Below are 18,978 nucleotides of genomic sequence, written 5' to 3'. Positions count from 1 at the left end.
AGGGTAATAACCACACTTGCTATAAACAACACATCAGCTTAGTAACTAAATACGCGCGCCACACCGCGTGAGCGCGGATCGGCCACAGCCTCCACTTCTGTGCCTGTTACCCGTATTGCCTGAATATCGCCCAGGCTCCAGCTTTGTGTGTACAGGTTATAACCTTGCTGCTGTAAGGCCTGCTGCACCTCGGGTAGTAATGGCGCATAAGGCTCCATAGTAATTTGGTGCTCTGGCAGCAATTGGTGATGAAACCGCGGCGCGGCAACCGCATCCTGTAATGACAGCTGATAGTCATACAGGTTAGTGATCACCTGAAATATTGAGGTAAAAATGGTCGAGCCGCCCGGCGTGCCAATTACCAGCTCTACCTGCTCATCATTCACCAGCAGGCTGGGTGTCATTGACGATAACATCCGTTTACCCGGCGCGATGGCATTAGCGTCACTACCCACTACGCCAAAGGCATTGGGCACGCCAGTCTTGGCCGAGAAGTCATCCATTTCGTTGTTCAGTAAAAAACCGGCACCTTCCACCACCACACCGCTGCCAAAGTCCAGGTTTAAAGTGTAGGTATTGGATACCGCATTACCTTGCTTGTCTAAGATAGAAAAATGGGTGGTGTGATACCCTTCCAGGCCGGGTTTTACTGCAGCGGTAGCGGATAGCTGTTTGGGGTTAATCTCACTGGCGCGTTTATCCAGATAGGCGGCATCTAACAGTTGTTGCTGTGGCACTGAAGTAAAGTCAGGGTCGCCCAAATAGTCGGCACGGTCGGCAAAGACACGCTTTTCAATTTCGGCAATTAAATGCACATACTGCGCACTGTTAAGGGCAACGCCGTCAAAATGCGCTGCCAAACGCTGCTTTAAGCCTAATAGCTGGCTAAGCGCTATGCCACCTGAGCTAGGTGGTGCTGTCGTCACCAGCTGTTTACCACGCCAGGGGGTAATAATGGGCTCGCGCCAGCCTGCTTTATAGCCGGCTAAATCGTCCAACGTGATAAGGCCGCCGCCGCGCTGCATTTGCGCCGCAATAAGCCTGGCGGTTTCACCCTGATAAAAATCTGTCGGGCCTTCTTTGGCAATGCGGGTTAGGGTGGCGGCCAGCTCTGGTTGGGTAAAATTCTGTCCGGCCTGCATGCGGGCAAAATAGCGGGCAAAATTGGTTTTGCCTTCCAGTTGTTGCAGTAAGTCTGCCCGGTATTGATATTGGTTTTCTGCTACGATAAAGCCGTTTTTAGCATAGCCAATGGCAGGCTTTAGCAGCTCTGCCCAGGGCAAGCTGCCAAAGCGCTTGTGTGCCTGCCACAGCCCCATCACGGTGCCCGGCACACCACTGGCCAGATGGCCAATAAGGCTAAGGTTAGGAATAAGCTGTTTATCGGCATCCAAATACATATCAGGGTGGGCTTTAGCCGGCGCCGTTTCGCGGTAATCTAAAAAGTAGGGCTTGCCGTCAAACCACAGCGTCATAAAGCCGCCACCACCTATATTGCCAGCTTCGGGGTAGGTAACCGCCAGGGTAAAGGCGGTTGCTACAGCGGCATCTACCGCATTGCCACCCTGGCGTAAAATAAGCTCTGCAGTGTCGGCACCATAGCGGTCGGGTGAAGCAACTGCACCGCGGCCATCATTGCCCTGGGCGGCTTGCACCGCAAAGCTTAGCCATAACACAGTAATAATCAGGTGTCGTAGCGCCAACATAAGCCCCTCCGTTAATGACAATACTGTTCTACCTTGCCTTGCCGTTAATTACAAGGTGTGACAAAAACCAAAGCGCCGTCTATGCTGAGTAACAACTGCTAACTACTTGCTATAAAGCAAGTTTTGTTGGCAATCAAAAAATTTTAATAACAACTCATGGGTAGCATTATGGCAATTTGGCAAACGGTAGGCGGGCGCTTGCTCAGCATCTCTGTTCTGGCCTTAACCGGCTTTATGGTGCTGGCGATGGTGGCGCTGAGTGCACTGCAACACAGTTTGATAGAAGGGCGCGAAGATCGCGTGGTAGCGGTTATTGATAGCGGCCTGAGTATCCTAAAGCATTACCAGGCGCTGCAACAAAACGGCAGTTTAAGCCAGGAGCAGGCGCAGCAACAAGCGATGGCGGCGATAAAGGCCATTCGCTACGACGGCACCGAATATATCTGGATCAACGACACTGGCCGGCCCATTCCAAAGATGATAATGCACCCGACCGTACCGGCGCTGGATGGCACTGTGCTGGATAGGCCAAACTTTAATCACGCCACCCTAATGCGTAACCGCGATGGCAGCCAGCAGCAAAGCCTGGCCAATGCCAACTTGTTCGTCAGTTTTGTTGATGTAATAAACCGCTACGGCAATGGGTTTGTCGAGTATCAGTGGCCTAAGCCGTTAAAAGGCGGCGGAGTGACAGAAGAACGTTACACCAAGCTATCGTACGTGGCTAAAGACGACAACTGGGGCTGGGTGTTAGGCTCCGGCATCTATATTGATGATGTGAATGCGGCATTTTGGGCGGTGGCAACGCAAATCAGTCTGGTGGTGCTGCTGGTTGTCGTGTTGACGGTCGGCATGTCGTTGTATATCCGCCGCTGGCTGCTGCAGGCACTGGGCGGCGAGGTAGCCAGCACCAAAGCGCTGGTGCAACAGGTGGCAGCAGGCGATTTTTCGGTGCAGTTTAATCTGGCCAGCAATGATAACGACAGTTTGCTGGCGGCGCTTAGTGGCTTAGTAGCACAGTTAAGAGGCATTATCGGTAAGCAGCAGGCGATGGCCGAGCAACTGGCGCAGCAATCTGAAGCGCTGGATGATACCAGCCAGCATACCCAGCAAATACTGCAAAGTGTGATGGATCAGACGGCGCAGGTTGCCACTGCCGTTAATGAAATGACAGCGACCTGTGAGGATATGGCGCGCAGCGCCACCACCGCAGCTAAAGCCGCACGGGATGCTGATCAGGAAACCCAAAGCGGGGTAACATCAGTGCAGCAAACGATCAGTGCCATCGATGCGCTGAAACTGAAGTTAGAGCAAGTGTCCGAGGTAATTGCCCAGTTATCGAAGCGGGGTGAAGAAGTCGGTGCGGTCACCGATGTGATCGGCGCTATCGCCGAGCAAACTAACCTACTTGCGCTAAATGCGGCAATAGAAGCGGCCCGCGCCGGCGAAATGGGCCGTGGTTTTGCTGTGGTAGCTGACGAGGTTCGTACTCTGGCCAGCCGCTCTCAGGCCTCTACGCAGGATATTAACCAGCGTATTCAGGGTATACAGCAAGACTCGGCAAACGCCGTTGAATCGATGGCACAAAGTAAAACGGAAACCGAGCAAACCATTCAATGCTCGCAGCAAGCCAATGCAGCGTTAAGCCGGATTAACGCGGCGGTATCCAGCATTACTGACGTAAACGATCAGCTGGCCAGTGCCACTGAAGAGTTAGCCGTGGTATCTGGCACCATTAACGAGAACATGGAGAATATCGCTAACGCTGTAGAAAGCACTACGGCAAAATCTGCAGAGTTATCCACCGCCAGCCAGCAACTGCGGCAGATGGCCAGCGAAATGAAAACATCGCTCAGCGGCTTTAAGTTGTAAGCCGTAAAAATAACCAGACATTGAAAAACGATGGATTCCATGTTTTAGGATGCAATTTTGTACCTAATTATCTATTATGGCTTTACGTTAATGTTAAGGAAATTAAGATGAAGCCGGTGTTAATTGTTTTGTTGCTGCCGTTTTTTGTATCAGCCAAGGTGTATAAATGTGAGGTTGACGGCGTTGTTACCTACAGTCAGCTACCGTGTAGCGAAGATGCGGAAGTGACCGCTTATGCAACAGATCAGCCTCAGCCTTCATTGCCGGCAGCAGAGGCCAAGCAAGCCAGCAGCGCCGCGGCCACTATCGATAGGCTGAGTGAGTCAATTAAAAAGCGTGATATGCAAATAGCCATTAACCGGCTGAAATCGGATAAAACCAATAAACAGGCCGAGCGTGATGAAAAATTAGCTAAGCTGAAAAACTCGAAGCAGCGTTCTGCCAACAACCTGGCTGGCGCGGTATGGCAAGAAAGCCTGTCCAAAGAAATGGCGGCGGTGGCTACCCAGTACGATACTGATATCAGAGCAATAGACGTAGAAATAGACCGGCTAACAGAGCAGTTAAATAGCTTTTAATGGCGTTATCTCCCCAAGCAAAACTGTCGCTCTGCTTATTAAGCGCTGAAAAACAAAGCCTCGCATTAGCGAGGCTTTGTTTTTAACTGAAACCAGTACCCAGCGCCTAGTTTGAAATGCTTAAACAGGTTGCATTTTTATACTGATGAATTTACCAACACTGCCTTGTCAAACATAACTGAGACATTCAATTTGTCTAATATTTTTTGCTGGGCATTTTCCGCATCTTTCTGCCAGGATTTCTCGCCGGCATTATCAACCCGGTGTTTGAAACCAAGCGTAAGGTAAAACTTGCTGCTAAGCGGCAGGCAGTAAAAGTCTGTTCGGGTTGGGTGCCGGTCGTACTTTTCCTGATAAAACACCCACTCAAAACCTTGCAGGGTAATTAGTTTTGCTGGTTGTAGTGGAGGGTAACCATAATTGTTGATCCGGCCTTGTAGCTCGTCGCGGTAGCGTTCTTCAGTAAATGGTGAACCTCGGGATGCGCGAAGCTCTGCATATTCTTTCAGTTCTAGCTCAATTTCGGTATTGTGGCCAAGGCCGTATTCGCCCTCCGCGCCAACTGCAACAGAGTTGTAATGCTGATCATGCTCGTTAATCACATGCTGGGCGAGCGCTTGGCGGTCAAGCGCATCAATACCGTCTGGTACTTTCTTTAACCAGACGCTTAACCACAGCCAGCCGTACTCGCCGCCATCAAAACGTAATAGGGGGGCTAAGTAGCACCAACCCTCAGTGTGTATGGACACATATTTGTGCTGATCTTTCTGTTGCTGGTATTGCTCAACCCAGCCGTTAGAGTGAAACGGGTAATTAACCTGCTTTGGTGGCTCGTCAGAGCTAATATTGGAGTAAGGTAGTGTGAGCTGAACAGAATAATCTTCCAGCAAAAAGCTGAGCTTTTGCAGGCGGTTGAAATCGGGCCCACCAGCGAACCCCTGCCACCAGTTTTTTAGCAACTTTACTCTGCCTTGTTGACCGTATGAACCAGCAGGTTATCAGATGTATTATCGACCGAGCTTACTTTTAAACTATCCAGCACCATTTGTTGGGTCGCTTTGGCGTGTTTAAGCCAGCGCTTATTGCCGTACCCAGGGGCGTACAGTGTAAAGCTAATTGCAAAGCAAAATTGTTCGCTCAACGGCAGGCAGTAATAATCTACCCCTCTTAATGAAGCAGGAAAGGGTTTGTCTACATAAGACACCCATTCCATACCATGTATTGTAATGATTTTTGCTGGTTCCAGAGGTGGGTAATTAATGGATAAGGCAATATGTTTTTCAAGATTATCTAACCGGCTGGTAGACCCTCTGGAGGCAGCTAATTCTGCTTCAGCGCGAATCTTTTGTCTGGTACGGGTATTCACCCCCCTAGCTTGTTCGCAGGAATCATCCCGTGTTATTTCGGCGTTATAATGTTCATCATATTCGCGAATAAGGTAGTCAGCCAATTGTTGCCGATCTAATGCATTTACGTCAGACGGAACCCGTTTTAGCCAGAGAGAACAAAATAAGTGGCCTAGTTCACCATCGCCAAAACGTAGTAAAGGGAACATATAAAACCAGCAGCGAGTTTGCAAATGCACGTAATAATGTTGTCTTTGTTGTTCCATATTACGTTCAAACCAGCCCGGCGTTTTATAAGGAAAATTAACAAGACGTGGTGATGCTATGGTTTCGACATTAGAATGCGGCAAGCGCACTTGCACCTGAATATCTTCTAGTAAAAACCGGTGTGTTTGCTGGCGATTTAAATCTGGCCCACCGGCAAAACCCTGCCACACATTTTTAACTAAGCCCATTAGCGAACCTTACCTGCATGCATCTGAATATATCGTTGTACCTGTGCCGCTTTTTTATGATTACCCAACATCCATAATTGCTGCCTGTAAGTTTCGATGCCGAGATAAGGCAACGTATGTGGGCTTACACCTGGGCCTGAGTTTGGGCCAAATACCAAACCGCAGAATTTTAAGCTACGGCATAAACTGCTGGGTGATAAATCGTTACCACCTGCTATATTGGGTACCAGATCAAAGGGGTTATTTCTTACGGCGTTAACTTTTATACCTAAGCCACTGGCCATACTGGTTAGTCGTTGTACATTTGCGCCACTACCATGTATCGCCAACTGTTGCAGGTTTAAGCGGCCACCATAATGCGCCCGGTAATGTAATAATGCGGCATTAAAAATAATCGCGCCCTGGCTATGCACTACCCATTTTACAGACCTGCCTTGCTGTTGCACTTGTGCCAGCACCGCAGCTATATATTGCGCATTATGGGATTTAGTGCGGCTAAGTTTATCAAATAAACACTCTGTCAGGTCTAACATACCGCCATCAGTGGGGTTATGAAACAACGTATAGGCGGATATCGTATCCGAGCTATAAGCCGTCTGGGCATGCACGCCCATTAACCAGGCTGCTTTATTTAAATCGTTCAACATGCCATTTACCGCAGCATGCTCGGTGCGAACCTGATTGGTTGGTTCGATATTTTGTACTGAGAGACCTAAAGCGTCGATACCCCTCTCATCTTTCGCTTGATCATAACGTTGGTTAGCGTCTCTACCTATATGATATAGCATGGTGCGCTCGGCTGCAGTATTGGTTTTTTCGCCAGCCAGAGTTTTATCAAAAAATATTTCATCAATCACAACCTGACCATTGGCCGCCGTGCGATATTCAATTAAATAATGGTAACTACGAAACGGATACCGGGTGCGGTAGATACGACGGAACGGGTTTAAACTGTGCTTGGTAGAGTAGGTTGTGCTTGGGTAACGGGTAACATATTCAATCTCTTTCATGACCTGCTGCTGGTCATAATCGTTCAGACTGGCCAGCATCAACAATGCCTGATGAGTCAGTTGCCATTTATTGACAAGGTATTGAGCTGGTAGCCGAATGCCATGTTCCTGTGACATATTTTTATCCAGGCCAGTGTAATTAAACGCCTGAGTCTTACCAGTATGTATCCAGCTCATTTCCAACCTCCCTGTATCAATTTAACTTGCGCAGCATACATGACTTGCTTTTATAACACAATGGTTACAAAATAATTTCATTTAAAATGTGCTTGCTTGAATTCGCTGAACGAAGGCCTATCAACACACGTATTCAGTGTATTCAGCAGGACTCTGCAAACACCGTGAATTCTATGGCGCAAAGCAAAGCCTAAAGTGGTTTAAAATTGAACAGCTGCCCCCGCAAAAGCGGGGATTTTGGGTAGTAAAGGATTATATTTAATGAATATCTCGGGCTAGCTGGAGGCCGCTTTGCACGATTTAGCAAAATCAATTTTTGTGCTTAAAGGGCTACCTAATTCATCTTAGCGAGCTGTGTATTAAATTACTTATGAATAGATTTGCGAGCTATAAGGCAGAGTCTTAATATACTGTTCCATGAAATCCCAATTAGGCATGCCTGTGGCTGTGACAGGCAATCTGATAATTGAATCCCGCATACGCTCCAAATGCCATTTTCTACCATAGTTAAAACGGTATTTTTCCATTTTTATGATAGTGCAAATAAACAACGCTGCAGCTGGGGTGAGGGTAAAGTCTTTTGGGTAAAGCACGTTAACATCGTCAGTGGCCCAGTACTCTACTGGTTGGTAAAATGCTTCAGCTACAGAGCCATTGTAACTCACGCTAATGGTTCCGCCTTTGTGAATGTGCTGTTGTCCAATGTACGCTGTAACGCCGTTTGTAGTTTCAGATGCTCCAACGTATGGCAATTTACCTGGCAGCATGTCAGCCTTTGTTAGTCGTAAGCCTTTCCGGATATCAAATAAGTCAGATAACTTAAATTCTCACCATTTGTCAGTGACCAGGTCAGGTTGAGGTTTGTGACTCGCAGGCGTTCCGCAACCATCATATTGTCTGATGTTTATTTGCGTTACATAAGCAGGTATCTCGTCTATCGCCGGCACCAAGATGTTTTTGAGTGTTCTGTTAGCTTGTCGTCCGTAGCTGAAACGATATCTGTTCGAAGCAATACATGCACAATAATAAAGAAGTTGCTCTTTCGTCAATTTCACCAAAGGCTTTAGCCTTGCTACGTGAAATCCTGTATAGAACGGAGCTTCTTGTAAAAAGGTTGATAGCACACCATTACCGCTCAATGCGCACGTTAACTCTCCAGCTGGAGCTGGCCTGACGCCTTCAATCGGTGATACGTAAGCTGAAATACCGTTATCACCCATTTTCCTTGAAACGAAGGGGACACCCCCTCTGTCTCTGCTCATTAGCGACAAGCGATTCAACTCTAGTGAATGGCCATAGGATATTTCAAATATGTCACTCAGAGGAACCATCTTCTCCTCCACCAGTTAACTGGCTACCAAGTAGTCTATAAATTGCATAATTTTTCACAACAATCTCAAAATCCTCTCGAGTGAGTTTGCTGTAATCTGTTTCCATATAAGCTTCTGCGCACCACTCATCAAGCTCTGTGACTTTTTGGGTTACGCTTTCACCGGGGTGTACTTCGCGATTGCGATACATTTCGACCCAGCGGTCGCGGATAGATGGCCATACTTCATTCTGGTCTATTCGCCCCTTGTGTTTAGTCTTCACAAATCCATCATCTCGCCAATAACCAAACCAAGTTTTTCGACTTGATTTTGCATGAGGTTTACCAGCAATCCACACCATAATGCAGGTGACAGTTCCAACCGGATAAAATAACTCCTGTGGCATCGACATCACAGCATCTAGAGTGTGATGTTTCATCAACTCTTCTCGAACTGGATTTGGTGCAATCGCACAAGATATTGGAACAATTGCGATACCAATTGCGCCTGATTCCAAGCAATCTAACATCTGCTTAACGAAGTAAAGTTCGTGCAACTCTGCGTCGCTTTTTGATTGAGCGTACGGAGGATTTAGCATTCCAACATTAGGCTTCAGCTTTTTAATGGCCTTGATTACGGCATCGTCAAAGCAGCTAGCTTGATGAAGGTTTGCTTTACCATCACCGCGAAGAATCATGTTACTTGCGGCCAAAGCAAACATCTTGGGATTATTCTCTATGCCTAGTAGACGATTCTTTTTAATGTCAGAACGTTCTTCCTCTGTGACCGCCTTTTTGAGCATGTGTTGCATCGCGGAGATAAGAAAGCCTCCAGTACCTGCGCAGATATCGAGGACTTTTGACTCTGGTCCGACATTTGCGATCAATGAAAACAACTCAGCAACATGTCTAGGGGTTAGGACTATGCCAAGTGCTTTCTTATCGCCGGCAGTATATTTCAGGAACTCGCCGTAAAATTGTCCAACAACATCAAAATCATGATAGACGTTTATGTATGGCCAGACGTTATCACAGATTCGCATAATGATTTCTTTGAAAACGCCGTCAGGATATTCTTTAGCTGTTTTACTGTCAGGCTCACCAAGATTTGGATGTACTGCAATTGTTGAGTATGGTTGTAGCATGGTGTCTTTTTTGGCTTGCGGAATATCTGCCTTGTCTAGCTCCTTCTTGATTGCGAGTAGCCAGGATTCCTGAATATCTTCAGCAGGTAGCGAGCCAAATGTCTTCATGAAAGGTGCGTTCATCAGAGCAATCAGGGTGCCACTAACCAAAAGAGGCTTGTCTTCTTCGGAGATCTTTGCCTTAGTCCAAATCAGTTCGTGGAGTTCTTTCGAAAAAGCAAGCAGATCAGAGTGGCGTTTCCTTGCAACATCTGGGTCGAAAGATGCCAGTCTGTAGTAGTCATCGTAAGATATAATGTCTTGAACTGAAGCGCCGCTTTCGTTAACAAGCTCTTTAGTTTCAGTACTGCCTGCTGGAACTAGAAAGTTTGATACTTTCATGGCGCTCGCAGTGGAGCCGCTAACTGCTACGGCCAAAACCGTGTATTGCTTAGCAAGATGTTTAGCGTAATGCAAAGCACCATCAACAGCATATTCAACTGGCTTATCGAACGTCGGACTTTGGTGTTTCTTAACATCCGGTTTGCACTCGAAAACAATCAAAAATGATGTATCTTTTCTGTTTGATATAATAAATTCGGGATAACCGGCGTTGCCTTTGGCGTTCTTGCTTGCTTTGGATAACAAGGTCTTAATTTTTGCAATTTCAGACTTCTGTTCTTCTATAGTTATGCCATTTTCAGGCTCATAATATCCATACTCACGCAGTTTGTCTCGAACGAGGTTTTCCGTTTTTCTTTCGTTTTTTGAAGACATCTATAATTCTCTTAAATTATTCTTTTTAACATTAAATTAAAATGAACAGCGTGTACTCTCCCTTACGCTAAATCGTTGATATTTGAACTTACGTCGAGATTAACGAAAAAATCAAGTGTTCTCAAGTGGTTGATTACTCACAGCGCTTTGGTAATTACGAAAAAAATTTAAACATTCTGACCAAGTTACATAGGGCTTATACATAATCTATGCTCATATCTAGGTCTCGTACTGAACATGCTACAGAGCTCTAAGTTCTCTTTTGCTTTTAGAGAGTAGCAATCTTTAAAATATTAATTTTGATAAAATTTTCACCAGGAAAATTTGAGCACATTCTCAATCATTTGCGTGCGTTTATCCCCCTATAGTCCTACCTGTCCTGCTGCTGGAGCTGAGTTGCTTTTCTTGAGGTTAAGCGGCTATTCAAACCAAGCCGTGATAATCGGTAGCAACCGTTCTAAAACGTAAACAGAGCTGAACGTGCCCCAGGAAGTGACGTAAACCAGAGGTTTCAGCAGTTCTAAATGAATGTATTTTTAGAGATGGCGACTGTGTAAGTCAATAGATATAAGGGTTTGAGCAAAAATGGTCGGTACGAGAGGATTTGAACCTCCGACCCCTGACACCCCATGACAGTGCGCTACCAAGCTGCGCTACGTACCGACGTAGGGCGTATCATAATGATTCCCGGCCAGAATGCAATGCTGTATTACCTGACTGGCGCAATTTTCGCCAAAGCCAGTAGTGAAGCGACTGATTAAGTAGTGGTTCAGGCTGGCTTGTTATAACTTAGGCAGAGTTGATGGAGGGTAACATAATGAAAAAAGCACTCTTAGCCAGCGCAGTGGTTGCGTCGGTAACGGTTTTATCCGCTTGTGGCGGTTCGTCTGACACTGAACCTATGTTTGCCAAATTTAGCCTGGGCGTAAGCGATGCGCCGGTAAATGGCGCTAAAGTGGTGATGGTTTGCTTTAACGAAATAGAACTTAGCGGCAATGGCGTTGGTAGTCAGAGCTTTACCATAGGCGATGATGATGTTGCCGCTGAAGCGAATGACAATTGCCGGGATGGCCAGGGCAATGTGATCCCCAATACCCGCGGTATCGATTTGCTGTTGTTAGATGGCGCTAAGTCTGAGGCATTAGTCACCGGCGCTGAATTTGAAGCCGGCAATTATGGCCAGCTGCGGTTGGAAATTGCAGAGGGCAGCTATGTTGAACTGGAAGACGGTATGCGCGAGCCACTGCGGGTACCGTCTAATGAACTGAAACTGGGCGGCGTGACCTTATCGGCCGGTGGTACTTTTAACTACACCCTGGAGTTTGACCTGCGCAAAGCTATGGTGAACCCACCGGGCCAAAATGGTTACCTGTTAAAACCCACCGGCTTAAGGCTGGTAAATAACAGTGAAATTGGCCATTTAACCGGCCAGGTTGATGAAATTATCCTGACCAACAACAATTGTACTGTGGCGCCAGCCGATGCGTCGCTGCCGGTAGCAACCGTGTATCTGTATCAGGGCGCTGACCGCCCCATAGCAGAACTGTCTGATAACGGCGGTGATAATACCTACCAGCCTTATGCCAGTACCAATGTGTATTTTGATGGTGTCAGCGAGTATAACTACAGCATTGGCTATATTGATGCTGACAGTTACACCGCGGCGTTAAGCTGTGATGTTAGCGACGACCCTGAAGCGGCAGATCCGATTGAGTTTTTGCAAACGCAAAATGTTCAGATCCCCGCCAGCAACACTGCAGTAGAGCTTAACTTTACTGAGTAACAAGGCCGAAAATTCAGAGGGCTAGCGCTAATTAGCCCTCTGTATACTCACTATCGCTTTTAGCTGCTATCCAGTTGGCTGCTGCCTTGATATCCTAGCCATCTTTACGTCTTACAGAGTCTGTTATTGTGCTGTGGATCCCCTTTACCTTGCTGGCTGCGTTTATGCAGGCCTGGCGTAATGCATTTCAAAAACAACTTAGCAAAGAGGTCAGTATTGCCGGGGTGACGCTGGCGCGGTTTTTATGGGCATCGCCGCTGGCGGCCATCTATCTGTTTAGTTTATATCAGTGGCAGCCGGTGGCATGGCCTGAATTCAGCTTGCCGTTTACCGGTTTTATTATCGCGGCGGCGCTGGCACAAATACTGGCCACAGCGCTGATGGTTAAGTTGTTTAAACTACGAAACTATGCTATTGGCGCCGGCCTGGCGAAAAGTGAAGCCATCTTAGCAGCGGTACTTGGCGTGGCGTTTTTTAGTGAGTCGCTAAGTTTGCTGGCCTGGTGTGGGGTGGGGCTTGGCGCGGTGGCGGTATTTTTGCTCAGTGGTGCCAGCTGGCGTCAGTTATCCTGGCCGGTATTACTGCTTGGCTTGTTAAGTGGTTTGGCGTTTGCGCTGACATCGTTGTGGGTGCGTCAGGCCAGCCTGGTGCTGGGGTTGCCTTTCCCTCATGGCGCCGCCTGGGTATTGCTGCTGGTTATTCTGCTGCAAACGCTGATTTTAACCGTTTATATACTGCTATCCGAGCGACCGACTTTAGCCGCGCTGTGGCAGCGGCCGAAACTGACGCTGGCGGTGAGTGTCTGCAGCTGTGTTGGCTCTGTCGGCTGGTTCACCGCGATGAGTCTGGAATCGGTGGCGCTGGTAAAAACTCTGGGGCAAATAGAAGTGCTGTTTATGCTACTGATTTCAGCGCTGGTGTTTAAAGAAAGGCTACAACGCGCTGACCATTGGGGCTTACTGCTAATTGTACTGGCGGCCATTGCGGTAATGTGGGCCTGAGGCAACAAGTACTGCCTCAGGCAGAAGTGGGCGGGGTATACACGCCTTACGGCTGGGTTAACGCCCATTCTGTTAACAGCTGTACACCAAAGCCGGTTGCGCCTTCCGGCGTAATACCTTTACTGCTGCCGGTAAGTGCATTACCGGCAATGTCGATATGCGCAAAAGGCGTATTTTTTACAAACTGCTGTAAAAAAAGTGCTGCGGTAGATGCACCGGCGCTGCTACCGGTATTACGCAAATCGGCAATCCTGCTTTTTAGCTCAGGGCGCATGTCGTCGCTCAGTGGCAAGCGCCAGAGTTTCTCGTTTACGCTGTCGGCAGCTTGCTGCAGCTGCAGTGCCAGCGGCTCATGCTGGGTAAGCAAGCCGGCATAATAAGCCCCCAAGGCGGTAACTTTAGCGCCGGTCAGGGTGGCGATATCAACAATAGCGCGTGGCTTTAAGGTGTTTTCGGCATACCAGAGCGCGTCAGCCATCACCAGCCGGCCTTCGGCGTCGGTATTGATGATCTCTACGCTTAAACCGGCAGCAGTGTTAATCACATCGCCCGGCAGATAAGCCCGGTCGGAAATCATATTCTCGGCCAGGGCCAGCAGCGCTACGACATTCACCGGCGCTTTTTGCTCTGCCAGCGCTGCCACGGTTCCCAGTGCCGCAGCGGCGCCTGCCATATCACTGGTCATACGAATAATAGAGTCAGCCTGGGTTTTCAGGTTATAGCCGCCGGTGTCAAAGGTTATGCCTTTACCGACAATGGCCAGCGGTGCCTGCTGGCTGCCTTGCCAGTGCGCTATGACTAGCCGCGGTGGGCGGGCGCTGCCACGGCCTACGGCTAAAATGGCGCCCATGTTGTTTTTCTCCAGCGCTTTTTCATCCAATACCGTTACTTTAACGCCCAGCTTTTTCAGCTCTAACGCTTTGGCGGCAAAGGTGGCTGGTGCCAAACCCATGGCCGGCTCGTTGGTTAAATCACGCGCCAGGCGCACACCATTGGCAACGGCAGTTAATTGCTGGTGCCGCCGCTGCGCGGCTTTTTCATCCGACACGACAAAATGCAGCGCCGGCAACGTCGGTTCGGTTGCATTACTCAGATAACGGTTAAACTTGTAGCTGGCCAGGTTAGCGCCAAACGCCAGTTGGGCAGCAAGCTCAGTGTCGCTTAAGCTGCTGTTAAGGGCGCTGGTATCAATAACCACCTGTTTTGCCGCAGACTTACTTAATAGCCTGGCAATATCGCCACCAATAAAAGCCGCTTTGCTGGCACTGTGCTCGCTGGCATTGCCAGCGCCAACCAGCATCAGGCGCTGATAGCGTTCAAAAGGCGAGGCGGGTTTCAGGTAATGTAAGTGCTGGCCGCTGTTACCGCTGAAATTTTCGCTGTCGGCCAGTTGTTTAAGGCCGGCATCGGTTAGCGGCGTATTGCTGGCTACCAGCATCAGCAAGGTGTCGCTGTTAGCCGGCGCCTGGCTGGTAAAGTTAACGGTAAAGCTGCTGGCGCTACTGACAAAACTTAACAGTAAGCCGGCGGCAGTAAGAAGTTTTCGCATGGTGTTAATCCCTTAGTTGGTGTTGGCGTTATTGTCAGCACAGCGAATGCTCGCGGCAACCTGGTTGCGATAAAGCGCTGTACTGTTATGTTGGCTGGGCGCGATCCGCATTCTGGCAGAAACAATTATGTATCTTTGCTGGTGAATTTTGTTTAAGCCAGTAAAATGTGGCGCTTGTTGGCTAATTTACGTAGTGATTGTTGTGTCAGACCAAGATCTTTTTGCCGATATCCGGCCTTACAATGATGATGAAGTGGCACCGGCTATAGCCCGCTTAATTGCCGATGATGAATTTATTCAGGCCATTTTACATTATCGCTTTCCGCATTTATCCGGCCCTTTTGGCTGGCTGTTATCACCGCTGGTGAAGTTTGCCTTAAAACGGCGCTGGGCTAAGTTGACCACGGTATTGGCGGTACAGCAGCAAGTGGCTGGTTTTATGGACCGCATGATTGACAGCACCACCAATAATGTCAGTGTGTCGGGCATTGAGCAGTTAACGCCGGGTAAGGCCTATTTGTTTGTGTCAAACCACCGTGACATCGCCATGGATCCGGCACTGGTTAACTGGTGCTTGCATCACCATGGTTTTGATACGGTACGTATTGCCATTGGTGATAACTTGCTGCGTAAACCCTGTGCCACTGAGCTGATGAAGTTAAACAAAAGTTTTATCGTCAAACGTGGCGCGAAAGGCCCGCGTGAGATGCTGAAAAACTTATCGCAGCTGTCCGGCTACATTAAGCAGTCACTGTCAGAGCAACATGCTATTTGGATCGCGCAAAAAGAGGGCCGCGCCAAAGACGGCAACGATCAAACCGATCCTGCTATCCTGAAGATGTTCTATATGGAAGGCAAAAAGCGCGGTGAAGACTTTGCCAGCTATATGGCCGGGCTGAATATCGTGCCGGTGTGCCTGTCTTATGAGTACGACCCTTGCGATATCGATAAAATAAACGAGCTGTGGCAAAAACAAACCCAGGGCTCGTATCAAAAAGGCGAGTTTGAAGATATCGACAGTATTATCAAAGGCATTGTTGGTTTTAAGGGCAGGGTGCATGTTGCCTTTGGTAAACCCTTAACCGATATTCCGGCCGAGCCGGAGCAGCTGGCCAGCCTGATTGACCAGCAAATTTGGCAGCAGTACCGCTTATATCCGGTAAACTATTTAGCCGCCGGCCAGCAACACAGTGACATCAGCGAAAAAGTCGCCGAGCTGTGGCAGCAGCGTTTGCAGCAGCTACCGGCCAGTGCCGCACCAATGCTTAGCGCCTTGTATGCCGCGCCTCTTGTGAAACAGCAACAGTTAGCCTTACAGCAGCCCCTAACGTCACAGCAGCCCCTAACGTCAGATAAAGAGAGCAGCCAGTGAGCTATCTGATTGCCGTCACACTGCTGTGGGCGTTTTCGTTTAGCTTAATTGGCGTTTATCTGGCCGGGCAGGTAGATGCCTATTTTGCCGTACTAAGCCGGGTACTACTGGCGCTGCTGGTGTTTTTACCTTTCTTACGGCCACAGCCGTTGGTGCTGGTGGCTAAGTTAATGCTACTTGGCGCAGTGCAACTGGGGCTGATGTATCTGTTCTACTATCAGTCCTTTTTGCTGTTAAGCGTGCCTGAAGTGCTGGTATTTACCATCTTTACCCCGGTGTATATCACCTTACTGCACGACTTACTGGCCGGGCGCTTTCAGTTGCGGTTTTTACTGGCGGCTGTTTTGGCCGTGCTGGCCGCGGCCATTATGCGTTATCAGGGCCTAAGCAGTGATTACTGGTTGGGCTTTGCCGTGGTGCAGGGCGCTAACCTGTGTTTTGCCATCGGCCAGGTGGGGTACAAGCGGTTGATAGCACAGCAGCCGATAGCCGTACAACAACACCAGTTGTTTGGCTGGTTTTATCTTGGCGCTTTGTTTATTGCAGTGCCTGCCTGGTGGCTGCTTGGCGCTGGTAATTATCCGCAAAGCAACGTGCAGTGGTCAGTGCTGTTATGGCTTGGCCTGGTGGCTTCTGGCGGCGGTTATTACTGGTGGAATAAAGGTGCCACCCAAGTGAGTAGTGGTGTACTGGCGGTGATGAATAATATGCTGATCCCGGCGGGCTTAGTGGTAAACATTCTGCTGTGGAACCGGCAGGAAAATATCAGTACCCTGGCGCTAGGTTCAGTGCTGCTGGTGCTATCCTGTAAATTGTGTACAAACGGCAAAGAGGCGCTGCATGGCCAGACAAATTAGTTACAGCTTTAATAAACAGCGTAAAGTGATTAACTTTAGCTATGATAAACACCGCGATATGTATGAGGCGGTGGCGGCCGCTGAGGGCATAGATTTAACCCGCTTTTTAGCAATGGAGCAACAGGTAGCCATGACAGCCAAACGCGGTGCTGCGGTTAAAAATTACCGCCAGCAGGAGTTTGCCCGTATGGGGTTTGCCGATATCGCTTTTGTCAGAGAACAGAAAGCGTAATGTGACTACGGCTAAATGGCAGCCAATAAAAAAGGACACCTGAGTGTCCTTTTTTTAGCAAGCGCTTAAATTACAGTACAGTAACGTTAGCAGCTTGTGGGCCTTTTTGGCCTTGTTCGATTTCGAACGATACGCGCTGACCTTCGTTTAAGGTTTTGTAACCTTCAGTCTGGATTGCACGGAAGTGAACAAAAGCGTCTGCGCCGCCGTTGTCCTGAGTGATGAAACCGAAACCTTTATCAGCGTTGAACCACTTAACTACACCAGTTACTTTAGCCATGAATGACTCCTAAAAATTTTAATAAACTAATTGACGCTTAATTGCGCTTTTAGCCTGACTGTTACCTTACTTATGCGGCCAAACGTGCGTGAATCTTCAGGACATGACTTACAATGAAGCTGTGTAGCGAAGTGTTCATAAACATTTTGTTACATAGGTCTGCTTTACAGGCCGGAGAGCACTATAACAGGTCTGCAGCGAATGTATATAGTAAAATGCAAATAAACCGTTGTCAGACAAATAAAAAACTACCAGCAATAAAAAAGGCCGCTGCAGCGGCCTGTTAAGCAAGTTGCTTATTTATTGAACATTAAGCAATTAATAAACTTTTGGGTTCAACGAAGGCAAAACCTAAGGCTTCGGCCACACTTTGATTGGTCACTTTACCGTGCATCACGTTCAGGCCATTCATTAAATGGGCGTCGTCCAGTAAAGCTTGTTTGTAGCCTTTATTGGCCAGACGAATAATAAACGGCAGCGTGGCGTTATTTAAGGCAAAGGTTGACGTGCGTGGTACCGCACCTGGCATGTTGGCAACGCAGTAGTGTACTACGTCATCCACAATATAGGTTGGGTCGGCGTGGGTAGTAGGTTTAGAGGTTTCCACACAACCACCCTGGTCAATCGCCACATCCACGATAGCAGAGCCTGGTTTCATCCGTTTGATATGATCTTTAGTCACCAGCTTAGGCGCGGCAGCACCTGGCACCAGTACACCACCGATGACTAAGTCGGCCGCCAGCACTTCCTGCTCCAGCGCGTCAGCGGTCGAGTATATGGCTTTGACCGCACCGTTAAACTGGGCATTGATACGGCGCAGTACATCAACACTGCGATCCAGTACGGTCACATCTGCACCTAAACCCAGCGCCATTTGCGCAGCATTAGTACCTACCATACCACCACCGATCACCACTACTTTGGCCGGCGCTACGCCCGGTACGCCACCTAACAGCATGCCACGGCCAGCACAGGATTTCTCCAGCGCACGGGCACCGGCCTGAATAGACATACGGCCGGCTACTTCTGACATAGGTGCTAACAGCGGTAAACCACCACGGCTATCGGTAACGGTTTCATAAGCGATACAAACGGCTTTTGATTTGATCAGATCTTCAGTCTGTGGCAAATCCGGTGCTAAATGCAGGTAGGTGAACAGGATCTGATCTTCACGCAGCATGGCGCGCTCAACAGCCTGTGGCTCTTTTACTTTCACTATCATGTCGGCTTTGGCAAACACTTCAGCGGCAGTGGCAACCACAGTGGCACCCGCAGCGGTGTAGTCTTCGTCGGTGAAACCGATACCGATACCGGCATTAGTCTCAACAATCACGCTGTGCTTGTGGTTAATCAGTTCACGCACGCTGGCCGGTGTCATGCCAACACGGTATTCGTGGTTTTTAATCTCTTTTGGTACGCCAATAATCATGTTTTTATGCCCTTTTATCAGGTTTTGGTTGGCCAAGGTAAAATTTGTGCGCAGTATACTGCTAAATATATAGAATTAATGCTTGTTTTAATGCGCTTTGGTAGTGCAAAATTCTGTTTAA

At 48.4% G+C, this 18,978-nt stretch carries 15 protein-coding genes, 1 tRNA gene and 1 pseudogene; 7 read left to right on the top strand and 10 right to left on the bottom strand.

Annotated features, from left to right (window positions below; translation table 11 throughout):
• Window positions 1-38 precede the first annotated feature (38 nt).
• On the bottom strand, window positions 39-1,706 hold the full coding sequence (gene ggt / locus RNAN_RS13610) for a gamma-glutamyltransferase (RefSeq protein ID WP_008222723.1): 1,668 nt from the start codon (window positions 1,704-1,706) through the stop codon (window positions 39-41).
• Window positions 1,707-1,874: 168 nt separating this feature from the next.
• Between ggt and RNAN_RS13605 the strand changes: the two genes are divergently transcribed.
• Both RNAN_RS13605 and RNAN_RS13600 read left to right on the top strand, forming a co-directional pair.
• Complete coding sequence (locus RNAN_RS13605) at window positions 1,875-3,578, top strand: methyl-accepting chemotaxis protein (RefSeq protein WP_040552187.1); 1,704 nt, start codon at window positions 1,875-1,877, stop codon at window positions 3,576-3,578.
• A 107-nt stretch (window positions 3,579-3,685) separates the two neighbouring features.
• The gene (locus RNAN_RS13600) at window positions 3,686-4,156 is read left to right on the top strand and encodes a DUF4124 domain-containing protein (RefSeq protein WP_008222719.1); all 471 of its coding nucleotides are present in this window, start codon (window positions 3,686-3,688) and stop codon (window positions 4,154-4,156) included.
• Between the two features lie 137 nt (window positions 4,157-4,293).
• Here RNAN_RS13600 and RNAN_RS13595 read toward each other — a convergent pair whose 3' ends face one another.
• The 6 genes and pseudogenes from RNAN_RS13595 to RNAN_RS13570 all read right to left on the bottom strand — a co-directional run bounded on the left by RNAN_RS13595 (window position 4,294) and on the right by RNAN_RS13570 (window position 11,017).
• Complete coding sequence (locus tag RNAN_RS13595; protein WP_008222717.1) at window positions 4,294-5,115, bottom strand: hypothetical protein; 822 nt, start codon at window positions 5,113-5,115, stop codon at window positions 4,294-4,296.
• 2 nt (window positions 5,116-5,117) lie between these two features.
• Window positions 5,118-5,957 carry a hypothetical protein gene (locus RNAN_RS13590; protein ID WP_008222715.1) on the bottom strand — a complete coding sequence of 280 codons (840 nt, stop codon included), beginning with the start codon at window positions 5,955-5,957 and terminating at the stop codon, window positions 5,118-5,120.
• Window positions 5,957-7,144 (bottom strand): hypothetical protein, encoded by a 1,188-nt coding sequence (locus RNAN_RS13585; RefSeq protein WP_008222713.1) that lies wholly within the window; start codon window positions 7,142-7,144, stop codon window positions 5,957-5,959. The genes RNAN_RS13590 and RNAN_RS13585 overlap by 1 nt, the downstream gene beginning before the upstream one ends.
• A 368-nt stretch (window positions 7,145-7,512) precedes the next feature.
• Window positions 7,513-7,959, bottom strand: a pseudogene (locus tag RNAN_RS18760) (restriction endonuclease subunit S); the annotation flags it as partial.
• Between the two features lie 499 nt (window positions 7,960-8,458).
• Window positions 8,459-10,354, bottom strand: a complete 1,896-nt coding sequence (locus RNAN_RS13575; protein ID WP_008222710.1) for an HsdM family class I SAM-dependent methyltransferase — start codon at window positions 10,352-10,354, stop codon at window positions 8,459-8,461.
• A gap of 586 nt (window positions 10,355-10,940) precedes the next feature.
• Window positions 10,941-11,017: transfer RNA gene (locus RNAN_RS13570), tRNA-Pro, on the bottom strand.
• A gap of 154 nt (window positions 11,018-11,171) precedes the next feature.
• Here RNAN_RS13570 and RNAN_RS13565 point away from each other — a divergent pair.
• Both RNAN_RS13565 and RNAN_RS13560 read left to right on the top strand, forming a co-directional pair.
• Window positions 11,172-12,137: a DUF4382 domain-containing protein gene (locus RNAN_RS13565; protein ID WP_008222706.1), complete on the top strand. Its 966-nt coding sequence runs from the start codon at window positions 11,172-11,174 to the stop codon at window positions 12,135-12,137.
• Window positions 12,138-12,265: 128 nt separating this feature from the next.
• Window positions 12,266-13,138, top strand: a complete 873-nt coding sequence (locus RNAN_RS13560) for an EamA family transporter (protein ID WP_008222705.1) — start codon at window positions 12,266-12,268, stop codon at window positions 13,136-13,138.
• Between the two features lie 46 nt (window positions 13,139-13,184).
• Here the strand turns inward: RNAN_RS13560 and RNAN_RS13555 are convergent, their stop codons facing one another.
• Entirely contained in the window at window positions 13,185-14,687 is a 1,503-nt protein-coding gene (locus RNAN_RS13555; protein ID WP_008222703.1) for a leucyl aminopeptidase, read from the bottom strand.
• A 202-nt stretch (window positions 14,688-14,889) separates the two neighbouring features.
• Here RNAN_RS13555 and RNAN_RS13550 point away from each other — a divergent pair, with 202 nt between their 5' ends.
• Genes RNAN_RS13550 through RNAN_RS13540 form a run of 3 tightly spaced genes read left to right on the top strand, consistent with a single transcriptional unit; the run spans window position 14,890 to window position 17,148 of the window.
• Window positions 14,890-16,059, top strand: coding sequence for a 1-acyl-sn-glycerol-3-phosphate acyltransferase (locus tag RNAN_RS13550; RefSeq protein ID WP_052027299.1), 1,170 nt, complete (start codon window positions 14,890-14,892; stop codon window positions 16,057-16,059).
• Window positions 16,056-16,916: an EamA/DMT transporter family protein gene (locus RNAN_RS13545; RefSeq protein ID WP_008222699.1), complete on the top strand. Its 861-nt coding sequence runs from the start codon at window positions 16,056-16,058 to the stop codon at window positions 16,914-16,916. Before RNAN_RS13550 ends, RNAN_RS13545 begins: the two co-directional genes overlap by 4 nt.
• Window positions 16,900-17,148 (top strand): DUF2960 domain-containing protein, encoded by a 249-nt coding sequence (locus tag RNAN_RS13540; RefSeq protein WP_008222698.1) that lies wholly within the window; start codon window positions 16,900-16,902, stop codon window positions 17,146-17,148. Before RNAN_RS13545 ends, RNAN_RS13540 begins: the two co-directional genes overlap by 17 nt.
• A 70-nt stretch (window positions 17,149-17,218) precedes the next feature.
• On the opposite strand, the gene cspE is transcribed toward RNAN_RS13540, so the two are convergent.
• The gene (cspE, locus tag RNAN_RS13535; protein WP_008222696.1) at window positions 17,219-17,428 is read right to left on the bottom strand and encodes a transcription antiterminator/RNA stability regulator CspE; all 210 of its coding nucleotides are present in this window, start codon (window positions 17,426-17,428) and stop codon (window positions 17,219-17,221) included.
• A gap of 310 nt (window positions 17,429-17,738) precedes the next feature.
• Window positions 17,739-18,857 (bottom strand): alanine dehydrogenase, encoded by a 1,119-nt coding sequence (ald, locus tag RNAN_RS13530; protein WP_008222693.1) that lies wholly within the window; start codon window positions 18,855-18,857, stop codon window positions 17,739-17,741.
• Between the last annotated feature and the right edge of the window lie 121 nt (window positions 18,858-18,978).

The organism is Rheinheimera nanhaiensis E407-8, assembly GCF_000296695.1.
Lineage (GTDB): Bacteria > Pseudomonadota > Gammaproteobacteria > Enterobacterales > Alteromonadaceae > Alishewanella > Alishewanella nanhaiensis.
This window is presented reverse-complemented; position numbering and strand designations above follow the sequence as displayed.

Coding starts and splice junctions, on each gene's coding strand:
- RNAN_RS13600 (WP_008222719.1), top strand. CDS start 3,686: ATGAAGCCGGTGTTAATTGTTTTGTTGCTGCCGTTTTTTGTATCAGCC.
- RNAN_RS13590 (WP_008222715.1), bottom strand. CDS start 5,957: ATGGGCTTAGTTAAAAATGTGTGGCAGGGTTTTGCCGGTGGGCCAGAT.
- ald (WP_008222693.1), bottom strand. CDS start 18,857: ATGATTATTGGCGTACCAAAAGAGATTAAAAACCACGAATACCGTGTT.
- RNAN_RS13555 (WP_008222703.1), bottom strand. CDS start 14,687: ATGCGAAAACTTCTTACTGCCGCCGGCTTACTGTTAAGTTTTGTCAGT.
- RNAN_RS13540 (WP_008222698.1), top strand. CDS start 16,900: ATGGCCAGACAAATTAGTTACAGCTTTAATAAACAGCGTAAAGTGATT.
- RNAN_RS13575 (WP_008222710.1), bottom strand. CDS start 10,354: ATGTCTTCAAAAAACGAAAGAAAAACGGAAAACCTCGTTCGAGACAAA.
- RNAN_RS13605 (WP_040552187.1), top strand. CDS start 1,875: ATGGCAATTTGGCAAACGGTAGGCGGGCGCTTGCTCAGCATCTCTGTT.
- RNAN_RS13585 (WP_008222713.1), bottom strand. CDS start 7,144: ATGAGCTGGATACATACTGGTAAGACTCAGGCGTTTAATTACACTGGC.
- RNAN_RS13565 (WP_008222706.1), top strand. CDS start 11,172: ATGAAAAAAGCACTCTTAGCCAGCGCAGTGGTTGCGTCGGTAACGGTT.
- ggt (WP_008222723.1), bottom strand. CDS start 1,706: ATGTTGGCGCTACGACACCTGATTATTACTGTGTTATGGCTAAGCTTT.
- cspE (WP_008222696.1), bottom strand. CDS start 17,428: ATGGCTAAAGTAACTGGTGTAGTTAAGTGGTTCAACGCTGATAAAGGT.